General features: G+C 72.8%; 14 protein-coding genes. 3 read left to right on the top strand and 11 right to left on the bottom strand.

Annotation, left to right across the window (positions count from 1 at the left end):
* Nucleotides 1–109: 109 nt before the first annotated feature.
* A complete protein-coding gene (locus L6241_RS01165; protein ID WP_368244433.1) occupies nucleotides 110–1,504 on the top strand; it encodes a D-alanyl-D-alanine carboxypeptidase family protein in 1,395 nt (464 codons plus the stop codon).
* On the opposite strand, the gene L6241_RS01160 is transcribed toward L6241_RS01165, so the two are convergent.
* Nucleotides 1,505–2,875 (bottom strand): MFS transporter, encoded by a 1,371-nt coding sequence (locus L6241_RS01160; RefSeq protein WP_368244431.1) that lies wholly within the window; start codon nucleotides 2,873–2,875, stop codon nucleotides 1,505–1,507. It abuts the gene before it with no gap.
* 245 nt (nucleotides 2,876–3,120) lie between these two features.
* Here L6241_RS01160 and L6241_RS01155 point away from each other — a divergent pair, with 245 nt between their 5' ends.
* Entirely contained in the window at nucleotides 3,121–3,477 is a 357-nt protein-coding gene (locus L6241_RS01155; RefSeq protein ID WP_068275780.1) for an RNA polymerase-binding protein RbpA, read from the top strand.
* 113 nt (nucleotides 3,478–3,590) lie between these two features.
* Here L6241_RS01155 and L6241_RS01150 read toward each other — a convergent pair whose 3' ends face one another.
* From L6241_RS01150 to L6241_RS01135, 4 genes are all read right to left on the bottom strand, one after another.
* Nucleotides 3,591–4,046 (bottom strand): FxsA family protein, encoded by a 456-nt coding sequence (locus tag L6241_RS01150; RefSeq protein ID WP_368244430.1) that lies wholly within the window; start codon nucleotides 4,044–4,046, stop codon nucleotides 3,591–3,593.
* 62 nt (nucleotides 4,047–4,108) lie between these two features.
* On the bottom strand, nucleotides 4,109–4,891 hold the full coding sequence (locus L6241_RS01145; protein ID WP_368244429.1) for a polyprenol monophosphomannose synthase: 783 nt from the start codon (nucleotides 4,889–4,891) through the stop codon (nucleotides 4,109–4,111).
* Nucleotides 4,884–6,476, bottom strand: coding sequence for an apolipoprotein N-acyltransferase (gene lnt, locus L6241_RS01140; protein ID WP_368244428.1), 1,593 nt, complete (start codon nucleotides 6,474–6,476; stop codon nucleotides 4,884–4,886). Before lnt ends, L6241_RS01145 begins: the two co-directional genes overlap by 8 nt.
* A gap of 51 nt (nucleotides 6,477–6,527) precedes the next feature.
* Nucleotides 6,528–6,953 (bottom strand): Lrp/AsnC family transcriptional regulator, encoded by a 426-nt coding sequence (locus tag L6241_RS01135; RefSeq protein WP_068275787.1) that lies wholly within the window; start codon nucleotides 6,951–6,953, stop codon nucleotides 6,528–6,530.
* A 54-nt stretch (nucleotides 6,954–7,007) separates the two neighbouring features.
* On the opposite strand from L6241_RS01135, the gene L6241_RS01130 reads away from it, so the two are divergent.
* The gene (locus L6241_RS01130) at nucleotides 7,008–7,949 is read left to right on the top strand and encodes a 5'-3' exonuclease H3TH domain-containing protein (RefSeq protein WP_368244427.1); all 942 of its coding nucleotides are present in this window, start codon (nucleotides 7,008–7,010) and stop codon (nucleotides 7,947–7,949) included.
* 52 nt (nucleotides 7,950–8,001) lie between these two features.
* On the opposite strand, the gene L6241_RS01125 is transcribed toward L6241_RS01130, so the two are convergent.
* Genes L6241_RS01125 through L6241_RS01100 form a run of 6 tightly spaced genes read right to left on the bottom strand, consistent with a single transcriptional unit; the run spans nucleotide 8,002 to nucleotide 14,841 of the window.
* On the bottom strand, nucleotides 8,002–10,737 hold the full coding sequence (locus L6241_RS01125) for a DEAD/DEAH box helicase (protein WP_368244426.1): 2,736 nt from the start codon (nucleotides 10,735–10,737) through the stop codon (nucleotides 8,002–8,004).
* A gap of 26 nt (nucleotides 10,738–10,763) precedes the next feature.
* Nucleotides 10,764–11,660, bottom strand: coding sequence for a diacylglycerol kinase (locus L6241_RS01120; RefSeq protein WP_123091772.1), 897 nt, complete (start codon nucleotides 11,658–11,660; stop codon nucleotides 10,764–10,766).
* 16 nt (nucleotides 11,661–11,676) lie between these two features.
* Nucleotides 11,677–12,498 (bottom strand): twin-arginine translocase subunit TatC, encoded by an 822-nt coding sequence (gene tatC / locus L6241_RS01115; protein WP_368244425.1) that lies wholly within the window; start codon nucleotides 12,496–12,498, stop codon nucleotides 11,677–11,679.
* A gap of 34 nt (nucleotides 12,499–12,532) precedes the next feature.
* Nucleotides 12,533–12,838: a Sec-independent protein translocase subunit TatA gene (tatA, locus tag L6241_RS01110; protein ID WP_229298930.1), complete on the bottom strand. Its 306-nt coding sequence runs from the start codon at nucleotides 12,836–12,838 to the stop codon at nucleotides 12,533–12,535.
* A gap of 48 nt (nucleotides 12,839–12,886) precedes the next feature.
* Nucleotides 12,887–13,849, bottom strand: a complete 963-nt coding sequence (locus L6241_RS01105; RefSeq protein WP_368244424.1) for a helix-turn-helix transcriptional regulator — start codon at nucleotides 13,847–13,849, stop codon at nucleotides 12,887–12,889.
* Nucleotides 13,846–14,841 carry a helix-turn-helix transcriptional regulator gene (locus L6241_RS01100; protein ID WP_368244423.1) on the bottom strand — a complete coding sequence of 332 codons (996 nt, stop codon included), beginning with the start codon at nucleotides 14,839–14,841 and terminating at the stop codon, nucleotides 13,846–13,848. Before L6241_RS01100 ends, L6241_RS01105 begins: the two co-directional genes overlap by 4 nt.
* Between the last annotated feature and the right edge of the window lie 24 nt (nucleotides 14,842–14,865).

The raw sequence follows: 14,865 nt of genomic DNA, 5'->3' as shown, positions 1-14,865 counted from the left end.
CCACGGGCCCGTGCCGTACGTATCATGGGGCCCGTGCCATCTGGCATCACTGACAGTCAAGGGGACACACCGAGTGGGGACCATCTCGTGGCGCCGATGCGCTCAGGCCGTGGCCGTGTGCACCGTCGCCGGGTCGCTGACCGCCCCCGCCGCGGTCGCCGACCCCTCCCCCGTCGCCCCGACGAGCACCACCCCCGCCCCGACGAGCACCACCCCCGCCCCGACGAGCACCACCGAGCCGGCACCCACGGGCACGACGGCCCCGACCACCGGTGACCCGGCCGGCGAGCCCGCAGACCCCACCTCTCCCGGTGCGAGCGGCAGCGAGAGCTCGAGCGACCCCTTCGCCTACGACGAGGACGCGAAGGGGGAGGAGGACGCCCTCTCCCCCGCCGAGGTCAAGAAGCAGGTCGACGAGGCCAACGCGCTCGCCGCGAGCATCCTCAAGAACAACAAGGAGATCGGCTCCCTCGTCACCGAGCTGCGCCGTCACTCCACCCGGGCCAACACCCTCCTCGAGCGCTACTCCGAGGCGACCTCGAAGCACCGCGCCGCGAAGAAGGAGGCCGACGAGGCACGTCGTGCGTCCACCCGGCTGAAGAACCGGCTCGACGCGGGCCGCGAGGACCTGCGCGACTGGGCCTTCGGCACGTACACCGAGGCCGGCGGCTACACCGACACCATGGCCTTCCTCAACATCATGTCGAAGTCACCGGCCAAGGCCGGCGACTCCGCCGGTGACCTCAGCTATCTCACCGACGAGCGCATCCACAGCGTCGACCTCGTGCGGGTCGACACGATCACCGCCGCCCAGCTCTCCCGCAAGCGGGCGAAGGCGGAGAAGCGCGCCAAGAGCGAGAAGGCCAAGGCCGACAAGGCCCGCAAGGACCTCACCGCCGTCATCACCGAGCGCAAGGCGACGCTGGAGACGCTGCGCAAGGAGTACGCCTCCGAGCTCAAGGAGGCCGGGCCGCTCGTGAAGTCCCTCCTCGGGCTCACCGACCCCGACGCGCAGGACGCCCAGGAGAGCCTCACCGCGGCGATGGAGAAGGCCGGGCAGGACGTCAGCGCCTTCGAGGGCGCCGCACCGTGCTCGGACAACGAGGGCACCTACCCCAACGGCCAGGTGCCCCCGAACGCCCTGTGCCCGCTCATCGGGGCGGCCGGCGAGATGCTGCGCCCCAAGGCCGCGGCCGCCTTCAACGAGATGAGCAAGGCCTACGCCCGCGACACCGGCTCGCCGATCTGCATCACGGACAGCTACCGCTCCTACGCCGAGCAGGTCATCGTCAAGCAGCAGCGCGGCGGCTGGGCGGCCACGCCGGGCCGCTCGAACCACGGGCTCGGGCTCGCCCTCGATCTGTGCGGCGGGATCAACAGCTTCGGCACCGCCGCGCACGCGTGGATGCAGCAGAACGCCGCGCTCTACGGGTGGTTCCACCCGGCGTGGGCGCAGGCCGGTGGCAGCCTGCCCGAGCCCTGGCACTGGGAGTACGCGGGCTGATCAGCCCCGCACCTGCTCCTCGTGCGACTTCACGGGGATGAGCACGACGAGCCCGGCGAGCAGCACGAGCGCGACGCCGAGGATCCCCCAGTACTGCGTGTTGTCGTCGCCCGTCACCGCCGCGCCGAGCGCGATGAAGGCGGCGAAGGCGAGCGGGCTGAGGAAGGACACGGCTCGCCCGGTCGTCGCGTACAGCCCGAAGATCTCACCGCTGCGACCCTCGGGGATGACCCGCGCGAGATAGCTGCGCGAGGCCGCCTGGGCCGGTCCGACGAAGGCGGTCATGACGAGCCCGAGGCTCCAGAAGACGGGCTTGCCGCCGTCGTGGAGGACGAAGATGCCCAGGCCGATGACGACGAGCGCGACGAGGCTGATGATGATGACCCGCTTCGGGCCGATCCGGTCGTCGAGCACGCCCATCGCCATCGTGCTCAGCCCCGCGACGACGTTGGCCACGGCGCCGAAGATGATGACCTCGCCCGCGGTGAGCCCGAAGGTCCCCGCGGCGAGGATCGCCCCGAAGGCGAAGACCCCGGCCAGCCCGTCGCGGAAGAGCGCCGAGGCGAGCAGGAAGTACACGGTGTGGGGCGAGCTCGCGTAGAGCGCCCGCAGCGAGGCGAAGAGCAGCCGGTAGGACTCGGCGATGCCCACGCGCGGGGCCCGCTCGCGCGGCTCGTCGCGCAGGACGAGGAAGGCGGGCACGGTGAAGACCGCGATCCACAGCCCGCAGACGAGCATCGAGACGCGGATGTCGAGGCCGTCGGCGCCGGTGACGCCGAAGAGGCCGCGCTCCGGTGCGATGAGGGTGAAGTTGAGCAGCAGGAGCACGAGGATGCCGCCGAGGTAGCCCATGCCCCACCCGAAGCCGGACACCCGCCCGACGGTGCGGGGTGTGGCCACCTGCTCGATCGTCGCGTTGTACGTCACGCCGGCGACCTCGGAGACGATCGACCCGACGCCGAGCAGGACGAGGCCGAGCAGGAGGTAGCCCGGCTCGGGACGCACGAGGAAGAGCGACGCGGCCAGGGCCGCCATGAGCCAGGTCTGCACCCGCAGGTTGCGCACGGTGCGACCGCTGCGATCCGCGTTCTGCCCGAGGACGGGGGCGACGAGGGCGACGACGAGGCCGGAGATGCCGGTGGCGATCGCCAGGGCAGTCGACGTCGCGTTCGTCGCGCCGAAGCTCGAGCTCGTAATGTAGACGGAGAAGACGAAGGTGATGATGACCGTGTTGTACGGCTGGGCGCCCCAGTCCCACATCGCCCAGGACACGACCGTGCGACGTGGCGTCCGGGAGTCCCCGTGCCGCAGCGCGGAGCCGGGCGGCGCGAGGGGCAGATCGGCGTCGACGTCGCTTCGGTGCTGGGTCACAGGGGGACCGTACCCTCGCCCCGTGGGCCGATGTGCGCGACACGGGTACGACGCGGTAACCTGACGGACTGCCGACATCGCTCGCTCGCCGAAGAGCGCAGATCGACCCCCTCATGTGATCTGAGTCGCAGGCGACGTACCTCACGCCTGCCGCGGAGCCGGAACAAACTGGACGCCCCCGGGCGTTCTTCATGTGTGCCCGACAGCAGGGCGGGCGCACCCCCTGATCGACGAGGAGTACTGAGATGGCAGAGCGCACACTTCGCGGCACCCGCATGGTGTCGTTCAGCATGGAGACCACCGCGAACGTCGTCCCCAGCGAGCGGCAGATCACCACCTACGTGTGTGACGACGGCCACCGCACGGAGCTGCCCTTCTCGGTCGAGGCCGAGATCCCCAGCACCTGGGAGTGCCGTTGCGGCAAGCTCGGCAAGCTGCTCGACGGCCCCGAGCCCGAGCTCAAGCCCACCAAGCCCGCCCGCACCCACTGGGACATGCTGCTCGAGCGCCGTTCCGTCCCCGAGCTCGAGGAGCTCCTCGAGGAGCGTCTGGCGCTCCTGCGCGAGCGTCGCGGCGAGAAGCCGCGCAAGCGCTCCGCCTGACCGCACCCTCCTCGTACGAGAGCCGCCCCGGCATGACCGGGGCGGCTCTCGTCGTGCGGGGGTTGGCGGGCGAAGGGGGGACCCCTCCCCCGTCGGACCGTGCTCGGCGTCTCTCAGTCGACGATCTCACCCTCGACGACCTCGTCGCCGGGGTCGGGGCCGTCGCGGCGCGTGCGCCCGTCGCGGTGGGACGCGGTGCGCACCCGGATCACCCCGAGGTCGCCGAAGACGCGACGCCGGATGCCCGCCTCGAGCAGCGGCCTGGCGAGGGGGCGGGTGAAGGGCAGGACGAGCAGCAGCCCGACGACATCGGTGACGAAGCCCGGCAGCACGAGCAGCAGACCGCCGACGAGCACGAGGATGCCGTCGGCCAGCGCCCGGCTGGGCATCTCGCCCGTGCGGGCGGACGTGCGCAGGGCGCGCATCGCCCGAGCACCCTCGCGCCGCAGCAGCCACACGCCGGCGACCGAGAGCGCGACGAGCGAGACCAGCGTCCACAGGACGCCGATCCGGCGGCCGACGGCGATGATCACCGCGAGCTCGAGGACGACGAGCAGCAGCAGGGCCACCGGCACCCACGGCAAGACGCGGCGCCGCCGTCGCGGCGCTCCGGGCTGGCCGTGAATCTGGCTCACAGCCGGTGCCACCGCCGCCCGCGGTGCAGGAGGGAGGCGGCCTGGTCACGGCGGTGGCGCACGCCCCACCCGGTGATGCGCCGCATCGACTCCTTGACGACGTCGCCGTCCATCTTCGACTCGCCGATCTCGCGCTCGACGAAGGTGATCGGCACCTCGACGACGCGCATCCCGGCGCGCACGGTGCGCACGGTGAGGTCGGTCTGGAAGACGTAGCCGGCGCTCTCGACCTGGTCGAGGCCGATGTCGCGCAGGGTGTCGGCGCGGTAGACCCGGTATCCGGCCGTCGCGTCGTTGACCGGCATGCCGAGGATCGCGCGGATGTAGAGGTTGCCGCCCATGGAGATCGCCTTGCGCGACAACGGCCAGTTGACGACGCTGCCGCCGCGCACGTAACGCGAGCCGATGACGAGGTCGGCGTCACGCGCGGCCTCGAGCATCGCCGGCAGGTCCTCCGGGCGGTGCGAGCCGTCGGCGTCCATCTCGACGACGGCGTCGTAGCCGGCGTCGAGCGCCCAGCGGAAGCCGGCGAGGTAGGCCGCGCCCAGACCCTCCTTGCCCTGACGGTGCAGGACGTGGACCTGGTCGTCGGCGGCGGCGAGCTCGTCGGCGACCGCGCCGGTGCCGTCGGGGCTGTTGTCGTCGAGGACGACGACGTCGGCGCTCGGCACGCTGTCGCGCACGCGCTGCACGACGCGCGGGAGGTTCTCGCGCTCGTTGTAGGTCGGGATGAGCACGGCCACCCGGGTGATGGGGGGCCGCAGGGGGGCGTCAGGCACGGGCACTCGACTCCAGCTTCGTCTTCGGTGAGGTGTCGACCTTATCCGCCCGGCGCCCGCGCAGTCGCCCCGCCACGACGAGCAGGACGAGGGCCAGGGCGCTGCCGATCTCCACCCACGGGCCGAGCCGGTCGGAGGGGGTGAGCCCGGTACGGGCGTCGAAGGTGCCGACGACCTGGGCCGCGGTGAAGAGCTCGGTGGGCTGGGTGACGGACCCGTCGGGGGCGATGACGGCGCTCACGCCGACGGTCGAGACGTGGGCGACGGGTCGGCCGTGCTCGATGGCCCGGATCCGCGAGATCGCGAGCTGCTGGGTCGACTCGGCCGTGTACCCGAAGGTCGCGTTGTTCGTCTGCACGAGCAGCACACTGGGCAGCCCGCCGTCCTCGGCGTGGTGGACCGCCTCGCGCATGAGCCCGTCGTAGGCCACCTCGAAGCAGATCGTCGGCACGACGGAGAAGCCGCCCGCGGACCCCTCGACGGGGAAGGCCTGCGGACCGGGCCCCTTCGCGAAGCCGATCCGCACGAGGTCGACCTTGTCGGAGAAGAGGCGGAAGAAGTCCCGGTACGGGACGTACTCGGCGAAGGGGACGGGGTGCTGCTTGACGTAGCGGGCCGTCGGGGCGTCACGGCCGGGCTCGTAGAGCAGGCTGGCGTTGCTCACCTCCGGGCTCGGCTCGTCGAGGATCGCGCCGACGACGACGGGCACGTCGACGGCGTCGAGCGCGCGCTGCACCTGGGCGGCGGCGTCGGGGTTGCGCAGCGGGTCGATGTCGCTGGAGTTCTCCGGCCACACGACGAGGTCGAGGCGCTCACCGGAGCGGCCGAGCTCCTCGGTGCCCGTGACGTGGTTGTCGAGGACCTGACGCCGCTCGGCGTTGAAGTCGAGGCCGGCGCGCGGCACGTTGCCCTGCACCATCCCGATCCGGGCCGGCGTCGAGCCCTCGGGCGCCTCGGCGTGGACCGGGAGGAGCAGGCTGGTCAGCCCGAGGGCGACGGCGACCGGCACGAGGAGGGCGGCGCGCAACGTGCGACGCACGACGAGCAGCACGAGCGGCACCGCGAGGAGCGCGACGACGAGGCTGACCAGTGGCGCCCCGCCGAGCCAGGCCCACCGCGCGAGCGGGCTGTCGGCCTGCCCGAAGGCGAGACGGGCCCACGGGAAGCCGCCGAAGGGGACGGTGCCGCGGACGAGCTCCTGCAGCACCCACAGGACGGGCAGGGCGAGCGCGGCGAGCACCTCACGGCCCCGGGCGAGCAGCGGGCGCTGCACGGCCGCGAGGACCGCTCCCATGACGGCGACGTAGAGGGCCTGCACGGTCGACAGGGCCACCCACGGCATCGCGCCGACGAAGATGCCCGACCAGTGCAGCGTCGGCAGGAAGGTCGCCCAGCCGGCGAGCATCCCGAGGCCGAAGCCCACCCGCGCCCGCACGCCCCACAGGGCGAGGCCGACGAGGGCGACACCGGGCACCCCGGCGAGGTGGATCCCGTGGTCGGGGAAGGTGAGCCAGACGAGCAGCCCGCCGGCGACCGCGAGGACGGCGCGCACCCAGGCGGGCGGGGCGAAGGGGGTCTCGGGCACGTCTGAGCCTAACCCGGGGACGTCCACCCCTTCGCCGTCGACCCGGTGCGCTCAGTCCTCCCAGGGGGTCGACAGCACGACCGTCGTGCGGGTCGAGACCTCCGCCTTGGCCCGGATGGTCGCGATGAGCGCCTCGAGGTCCTGGGGGGTGCCGACGCGCACCTTGAGCAGGTAGTTGGCGTCGCCGGCGACGCTGTAGCAGGACTCGACGTCGGCGACGTCGCGCAGCCGCTGCGGGATGTCGTCGGGAGCACGGTGGTCGAGCGGCTCGACGGCGATGAAGGCGGTGAGCGGACGACCGGCCTGGGCGTGGTCGACCTGGGCGGTGAAGCCGCGGATCACCCCGCGCTCCTCGAGCCGGCGCACGCGCTGGTGCACCGCCGACGTCGACATGCCGATGGCGCGCCCGAGATCGGTGTAGCTCATCCGGCCGTCGACGACGAGCAGGTCGACGATGCGCTGGTCAGCCTCTTCCATGCGGGTGACGATAGGCGACGGGGCGCCGTGGCGCCGGACGCATAGGCTTCGGCCATGCCGTCTGCGACGCCGCGCCTGCTCCTCCTCGACTCCGCGAGCCTGTACTTCCGCGCCTTCTACGGCGTCCCGGCCCGGGCGGAGGCGCCGTCAGGCATCCCGACGAACGCGGTCGCCGGCTTCGTCGACATGATCGCGACCCTCGTCGGGCGCTACCGGCCGACGCACGTCGCGGCCTGCTGGGACGACGACTGGCGCCCGCAGTGGCGGGTCGACGCGATACCCACGTACAAGGCGCACCGCGTCGCCGAGGACGCCGCAGAGTGCGAGGAGGTGCCCGACGAGCTCGGGCCCCAGGTGCCCGTCATCGCGCAGTGCCTCGAGGTGCTGGGCGTGCCCAAGGTCGGCGCCGCCCACTACGAGGCCGACGACGTCATCGGCACCCTCGCCCACCACTACCGCGGGGTCATGCCCGTCGACGTCGTCACGGGCGACCGCGACCTCTTCCAGCTCGTCGACGACGCCTCGGGCACGCGGGTCATCTACACCGCACGCGGCGGCGTGCGTGACCCCGACGTCGTCGACCAGGGCTACCTGCGCACGAAGTACGACGTGCCCACGGGCGACGCGTACGCCGACATGGCGGTGCTGCGCGGCGACACGAGCGACGGCCTGCCCGGTGTCGCCGGGATCGGTGAGAAGACCGCTGCCCGGCTCATCGCCGCCCACGGCTCCCTCGAGGGCATCCGCGCGGCGATCGCGAGCGGCGACCCGTCGATCAAGGGCGCGCAGCGTGCCCGGCTCGAGGCGGGCAGCGACTACCTCGACGCCGCCCCGCGCGTCGTCGCCGTGGCGCGGGACGTGCCGGTGACGGACGTCGACCTGACGATCGGCCCGGAGCTGCTCGACCCGGCGGGGATGAGCCGGCTCGCGCTCGACCACGGCATCGCCGGTCCCCTCGGCCGGGCGGCGGCCGCGCTGTACCCGCAGGCCGACTGACCCGGCCCCGCTCCCCCTTCGCCCTGCCCGCGGCGTCCCGGTGCCGGCCGCGTCAGTCGATGCGGTCGGCGGCGACGACGCCGCGCATGACGGCGTCGATCGCCTTGCGCGCGGTGCTGCGCAGCCGGTCCTCCTCGGAGGCCTTCGCGATCTGGTCGAGCAGGTCGACGATCTGCTTGCACCGGCGCACGAAGTCGCCCGCGGTGAGGTCGGAGTCGAGGAGCACCTCGTCGAGCCGGCGGCCGCTCGCCCAGCGGTGCACCTGCCAGGCGATCCCGGCGTCGGGCGGGTCGGTGGGGTCGAGCCCCGCGGTGTGCTCGCGGGCCTCGATGTCGCGCCAGCGCTCCTGCAGGTCCTCCCAGGCGATGGCGAGGCCGTCGGTCGGGATCCGCGGCATGAGGTCGGCGTCGTCGCGCCGCGGCTCGTAGACGAGCATCGAGACGGCGGCGGCGAGCTCGGCCGGGGTGAGCTGCTTCCACGTTCCCGCGCGCAGGCACTCGGCGGCGAGGAGGTCCTTCTCGGAGTACAGCCGGCGCAGCCGGGCGCCGTTCGCGCTCACGGCGTCGCCGCCCTCGTCGAGGTAGCCGAGGTCGACGAGCACGGACACGACCCGGTCGAAGCGGGCCGCGACCGAGCCGGTCCGGGAGTCGACGGTGCGCTGCAGGGCGCTCTGCTCGCGCTTGAGGCGCCACCAGCGCTCGGACCACCGCGCGTGCTCCTCGCGGTCCGGGCACGCGTGGCACGGGTGCGCCCGCAGCTCCTGGCGCAGGCGGACCAGCCGGGCGTCCTCTCCCCCGGCGGCCTCCTTCGCCTCGCGCCGGATCGACGGCGCCCCCTCGTGGGGCGCCTTGACCCGCAGCGTCGTCGCGAGATCGGTCCGGTGCCGGGCCGAGCGCGGGTTGAAGGACCGGGGCACCGCGAGCTTGCCGAAGGGGGTGACCGGCCCGTCGAGGTCGGAGGTCGTGAGCCGGCGCACCTGCTTGTGCTCGGTGAGCACCATGGGCTCGCCGGACTGCCCCTTGTAGGGCCGGGCCGGGATGACGACGACGGCCAGGCCGGAGCGGCGGCCCCCGATGCGGATGATGTCGCCGGTCTCGAGGGAGTCGAGGGAGACGGCGGTCTCGGCGCGACGGGTCGCCGAGCGCTGCTTGCGCCCGGACTTCTCGAGGTCGCTGATGCGGTGGCGGATCTGCGCGTACTCGCGGAAGTCGCCGAGCTCGCAGTGCATCGCCTCGGCGTAGCCCTCGAGCGACTCCTGCTGGGAGCGGACCTTCGAAGCCAGGCCGACGACGGCCCGGTCTGCCTGGAACTGCGCGAAAGAGCTCTCGAGGATCTCGCGGGCGGTCTGGCGCCCGACGGTCGCCACGAGGTTGACCGCCATGTTGTACGTCGGGGCGAAGGAGCTGCGCAAGGGGTAGGTGCGGGTCGAGGCCAGGCCCGCCACAGAGAGCGGGTCCATGCCGCGCGACCACACGACGACGGCGTGGCCCTCGACGTCGATGCCGCGTCGGCCGGCCCGGCCGGTCAGCTGGGTGTACTCGGCGGGGGTGATCTCGACGTGGGCCTCGCCGTTGAACTTCACGAGCTTCTCGAGCACGACGGTGCGGGCGGGCATGTTGATGCCCAGGGCCAGGGTCTCGGTCGCGAAGACCGCCTTGACCCGGCCCGCGGTGAAGAGCTCCTCGACGACCTCGCGGAAGATCGGCAGCATGCCGGCGTGGTGGGGTGCGTACCCGCGCTCGAGGCCGGCGAGCAGCTGGTGGTAGCCGAGGACCGTGAGGTCCTCGCCCTCGAGCACGGCCGAGCGCTCCTCGAGGGTGCGCCGGTTGCGCTCGCCCTCGGCGGCGCTGATGAGCCGGACGTCGTTGCCGAGGAGCTGCCCGACGGCGCCCTCGCAGCCGACCCGGCTGAAGATGAAGGTGATCGCGGGGAGCAGCCCCTCGCGGTCGAGCTGGGTGATGACCTCGGTGCGCGAGGCTCCCCCGCCGAAACGCTGACGCGCGCCGCCCTGGGGCCGCCCGCCCCGGCCCCGCCGGTCGCGGTCACGCCCGCCCCGGCCCCGGGCCGGGCCGTCCTCGCCGGAGCGCGAGGCGCTGCGCACGGCGTCCATGAGCAGCGGGTTGACCCGCCACCGGTCGGCCTCGTCGCTCGGCGTCGCGCCGTCGACGAAGATGTCGTAGACCTCCTTGCCGACCTGCATGTGCTGCCACAGCGGCACCGGCCGCTCCTCGGAGACGACGACGACGTTGCCGCCGCGCACCTCGTCGAGCCAGTCGCCGAACTCCTCGGCGTTGCTCACCGTCGCCGAGAGCGAGACGAGCTGCACGGACGGCGCGAGGTGGATGATGACCTCCTCCCACACCGCCCCGCGGAAGCGGTCGGCGAGGTAGTGCACCTCGTCCATGACGACGAAGCCCAGTCCCTCGAGCGTGCTGCTGCCCGCGTAGATCATGTTGCGCAGCACCTCGGTCGTCATGACGACGACCGGCGCCTCGCCGTTGATCGAGGTGTCGCCGGTGAGCAGACCGACCTGCGCGTGCCCGTGACGGGCCGCGAGCTCGTGGTACTTCTGGTTCGATAGGGCCTTGATGGGGGTCGTGTAGAAGGCCTTCTGCCCGCGCTGGAGCGCGAGGTGCACGGCGAACTCCCCGACGATCGTCTTGCCGGCTCCCGTCGGCGCCGCGACGAGCACGCCGTGCCCGGCGGCGATGGCCTCGCAGCCCTCGATCTGGAAGGGGTCGAGCGGGAAGTCGACCCCGGCGGCGAAGGCGTCCACGGCGTCTGACATGTCGTCAGGCTAACCGGGCGGGTGGGTCAGATCAGGATGCGCACCGCGCCGGGCACGACGTCGACGTCCACGGGCAGGGGGTAGAGGCGCTCCCCGTCGGCGTAGGCGACGACGCCGGGCGCGTCGAGACGCACGGAGCGCGCCCGGTGCACGCTCACCGCGGGGTGCCCGAGATGGGCGCCGCGGAAGACCTTGGGGAAGACGCGCAGGAGCTCCGGGACGCTGATCTCGTCGACGACGAGCACGTCGAGCAGGCCGTCGGCCATGTCGGCGTCGGGTGTGACGCGCATGCCCCCGCCGTAGGCGCGCCCGTTGCCGACGCACACGAGCATCGCGCGTGGGTGCGACAGCTCGCCGTCGAGGGTGAGCGTGTACGGGATCGGGGCGAAGGTGGGCAGCTCCCGGGCGATCGCGAGGTTGTACCGGGCCGGCCCGCGGGGCCACCGCATCGTGTTCGCCCGCTCGTTGACCAGGGCGTCGAAGCCGCCGCACAGGACGCCGAGGTACCACCGCTGCTGGCTGGCGTCGGTGCTGCGCACCCGGCCGAGGTCGACCGCGCGGGCCGAGCCGTGCAGCACCCGCTCGACCGCGGCCTCGACGTCGCGCACCGGCAGCCCGAGCTCACGGGCGTTGTCGTTGCCGGTCCCGACGGCGACCACACCGAGGGGTACCTCGGTCTCCGCGCAGATGTTCACCCCGAGGCCGACGGCCCCGTCACCACCGGCGACGACGAGGGTGTCGACCTCGCCGTCGCGGACCGCACGGCGGGCCTTGGCCTCGGCCCGGCGGGCGTCGAGCCCGGTGAGGTCGACGACCTCGGCACCGCCGCGCTCGAGCAGGTCGGCGACGGTCGTGCCGACCCGGGCGCCGGCGTTCTTGCCGGCCGTGGGGTTGACGAGCAGACCGATGCGGCGAGAGCTCATGACGCCAGCCCGCGTCTCAGTCGAGCGCCGAGGCCTGGTCCTCCGGCGTGTCGAGCCAGGCCGGTCGGGCCTGCTCCCGCTTGCGGGTGATGAGCATGCCGATCCCGCAGGCGCCGAAGTACAGCACGACGAGCGGACCCGCGAGCAGGAACATCGTGAAGGGTTCCGGCGTCGGCGTGATGACCGCCGCGGCGACGAAGATGAGCAGCACCGCCGGGCGCCACGCTCTGAGCATCTGGCGGCCGGTGAGCACACCGATGGCGCACAGCGCGACGAGGACGACCGGCAGCAGCCACGACGCCCCGAAGGCGAAGATGAAGCGCATGACGAAGGTGAAGTAGTCCGTCGTGCTCTGGATGTTCGAGCTCGTGTCCTCGTCGGGGGTGAAGCCGTAGAGGATGATGAGGGCCTTCGGCAGCGTGTAGTAGCCGAAGGCGCAGCCCGCCGCGAAGAGCGGCACGGTGGCGCTGAAGAAGGCACCGGAGATGCGCTTCTCGCGCTTGGTCAGGCCCGGGACGACGAAGGCCCAGATCTGCCACAGCCAGATCGGGCTCGTCATGAGGATGCCGGCGAAGATCGAGATCGACAGCTGCTGGCTGAAGGCCGCCGTCGGGTTGCCGAAGTTCAGCGCGATGATGCTCTCGGGGTGCAGCCGCTTGTACTCGCGGAAGGGCGAGGAGAGGTGCTCGTAGATCGGCGTGTAGTAGATCCAGCCGACGACCGTCCCGACGACGACGGCGGCCGCCGCGATCATCAGCCGGCGCCTCAGCTCGATGAAGTGCGCCTTGAGGGGCATCCGCCCCTCGGGGTCCTTGGGCGTGCGTCGTCGGGTGGCCACGGCGGCGTGCGAGAGCGGTGCGAAGGGGGTGTCGTCAGACGACCGGGCCGGAGGTGTTGTCCGTGCGCGGCTTCGTCTCGTCGATGAGGGCGTCGCCCTGGCGGTGGGTGACGTCGTCACGCACCGGGGTGCCGGCGGAGGTGATGGTGCCGGACTCACGGGCCTTCTTGGCCTCCTCGCGAGCGCGGTCCTCCTCCTTCATCTCGTTGACCTCGGACTTGAAGACACGAGCGGACTTGCCCAGGCTGCGGGCGGCGTCGGGGAGCTTCTTGAAGCCGAAGAGGAGCAGGATGAGCAGAGCGATGATGAGCAGTTCGCCGGGACCGAGCCACTGAGGCATGGCGGACGCCTTTCACGAGATGGTTGGACGCCTGCGAGTGTACGCCCGTCAGGCTGGGTAGCCGGTGAGCGCGGCGAGCGCACGGGCGCGCACCGCGTCGACGGCGGGCTGCGGCGCCTCGAGCACCGCGTGCCCCCCGCAGCCGAGGACGAGCCGGGCCAGCCAGGCGTCGTCGCGGGCCGTGAGCCGCACCCGCAGGTCCTCGCCGACCTCCTCCTGCGACAGGGTCGGGTAGTACTCGGCGACCCAGCGGGCGCGGGGCCGCAGGAGCAGGGTGACGACGCGGTCGTCGGGCGCCCCCGAGTACGCACCCTGGGACAGGTCGCGCGAGACCGCCTGCGGCGGCGGGGTGCCGTCGACGTCGAGCAGCTCGATCGCCTCGACGCGGTCGAGGCGGAAAAGGCGTGTGTCCTGGGCGAGGTGGCACCAGCCCTCGAGGTACCAGTGGCCGTCGAGCGCGACGACCCGCATGGGGTCGACGTCGCGCTCGGTGCGCTCGTCGCGCGAGGGCACGAGGTAGGTGAGGTGGACCCGGCGGCGCTGCTGCACGGCGCTGCTCGCGGTCTGGAGCACCTCGTGGTCGCGCTCGCCCTCGGCGACGACCCCGACCCGGTCGATGCCGGGCAGGGACCCGGTCGCCTGCTCGAGGGTGGCCAGGGCGCGCCGCACGGCGTCGGAGGGGCCGACGCCGGAGGCCTCCAGCGCGCGCAGGCCGACGATGATCGTCGTGGCCTCCGCGACCCCGAGGCGCAGCGGGCGGCTGATCGTCTCGGCGTTGTCGATGTAGACGTGGCCCTGCTCGTAGCTGACGTCGATGAGCTCGTCGGTCATCGGCCCGTACCCGCACATGAAGAGCAGGTCGAGGTCGTCGCGCAGCTGCTGCTCGCTGACGCCGAGACCCTCGGCGGCCTCGGAGAGCGCGATGCCCTGGCGCGAGACGAGCCACGGGACCATCGTCAGCAGCCGCGAGACCCGGGTGGTCGCCGGCTCGGCGGGCGTGCGGGGGCTCATCGGGCTCCTCCGAGGCTGGCGAGCACGCCCTCGAGGCGTGACCGGACGGCGGTGACGAGCTCCTCGGGCGACTCGGCCACGACGTCGCCGCCGTACCCGGCGAGCTCGTCGGCCAGGGCGTGCGTCGAGGAGTGCTCGACCTCGAGACGGTCCCACCCCTCCCCCGCGTCGGTGCTCGCGCGGGCTCGCCGGCGCAGCGCGTGACCGGCGCCGGTGCGCACGCGCACGACGGCCACGGTCGTCGGGCGGTCACCCTGGGCGAAGCGCGCGACCGCGCCCTGCGGGTCGAGGTCCTCGGGGCGCTGGTGGGTGATCTCTCCCCCGGTGCGCACGGCGGACGAGATCCGCGAGAGGCGGTAGATCCGCTGGCCCGCGCGGTCGAGGTCGTACCCGGTGAGGTACCACCGGCCGTGCCACGACGTGAGCGCCCACGGGTCGACCCGTCGGGTCTGCGGCTCCACGGCCCCGGAGCGGGTGTAGTCGAAGGTCACCGTGCGGGCGGCGACGGTCGCCTCCTGCAGCGCGGGGAAGGAGGGCTCGGAGCCGCCGAGGGTGGGCTCGATGCCGACGAAGGGGTCCTCCGTCGCCCCGTCGCCGGGCTCGAGCGAGGCGACCTTGCGCCAGGCCGTCGCGGCGCTGGGCGCCATCGCCGCGTGGGTCCACACGCGGCTGGCCAGGCCGATGACCGCGAGCTCGTCGGGGGCGAAGGAGAGGTCGGGCAGCGCGTAGTCGCGCTGGTCGATCCGGTAGCCCGGCTCGTCCTCGAAGGCTCCGCCGATCTGCTCGGTGACGAGCGGGATGCCCAGACCGCGCAGCTCGTCCTTGTCGCGCTCGAACATGCGGTCGAAGGCCTCGTCGGACTCGACGCCCTGGTACGCCTCGACCATCGTGCGGATGCGCGCCTTGGGCAGGGCCCGGCGGGTCGAGAGCAGGCACATCGTGAGGTTCATCAGCCGCTCGGTCTTGGCCCGAGGGGTGTTGCTGACGGCCACGCGCTCTCCCTTCGCCGCTCGCGC

It is taken from the genome of Janibacter sp. Y6, from assembly GCF_040900765.1.
GTDB classification, from domain to species: domain Bacteria; phylum Actinomycetota; class Actinomycetes; order Actinomycetales; family Dermatophilaceae; genus Marihabitans; species Marihabitans melonis.
The sequence above is the reverse complement of the archived record's forward strand: the minus strand, read 5'-3'. Positions and strand labels throughout refer to the sequence as shown.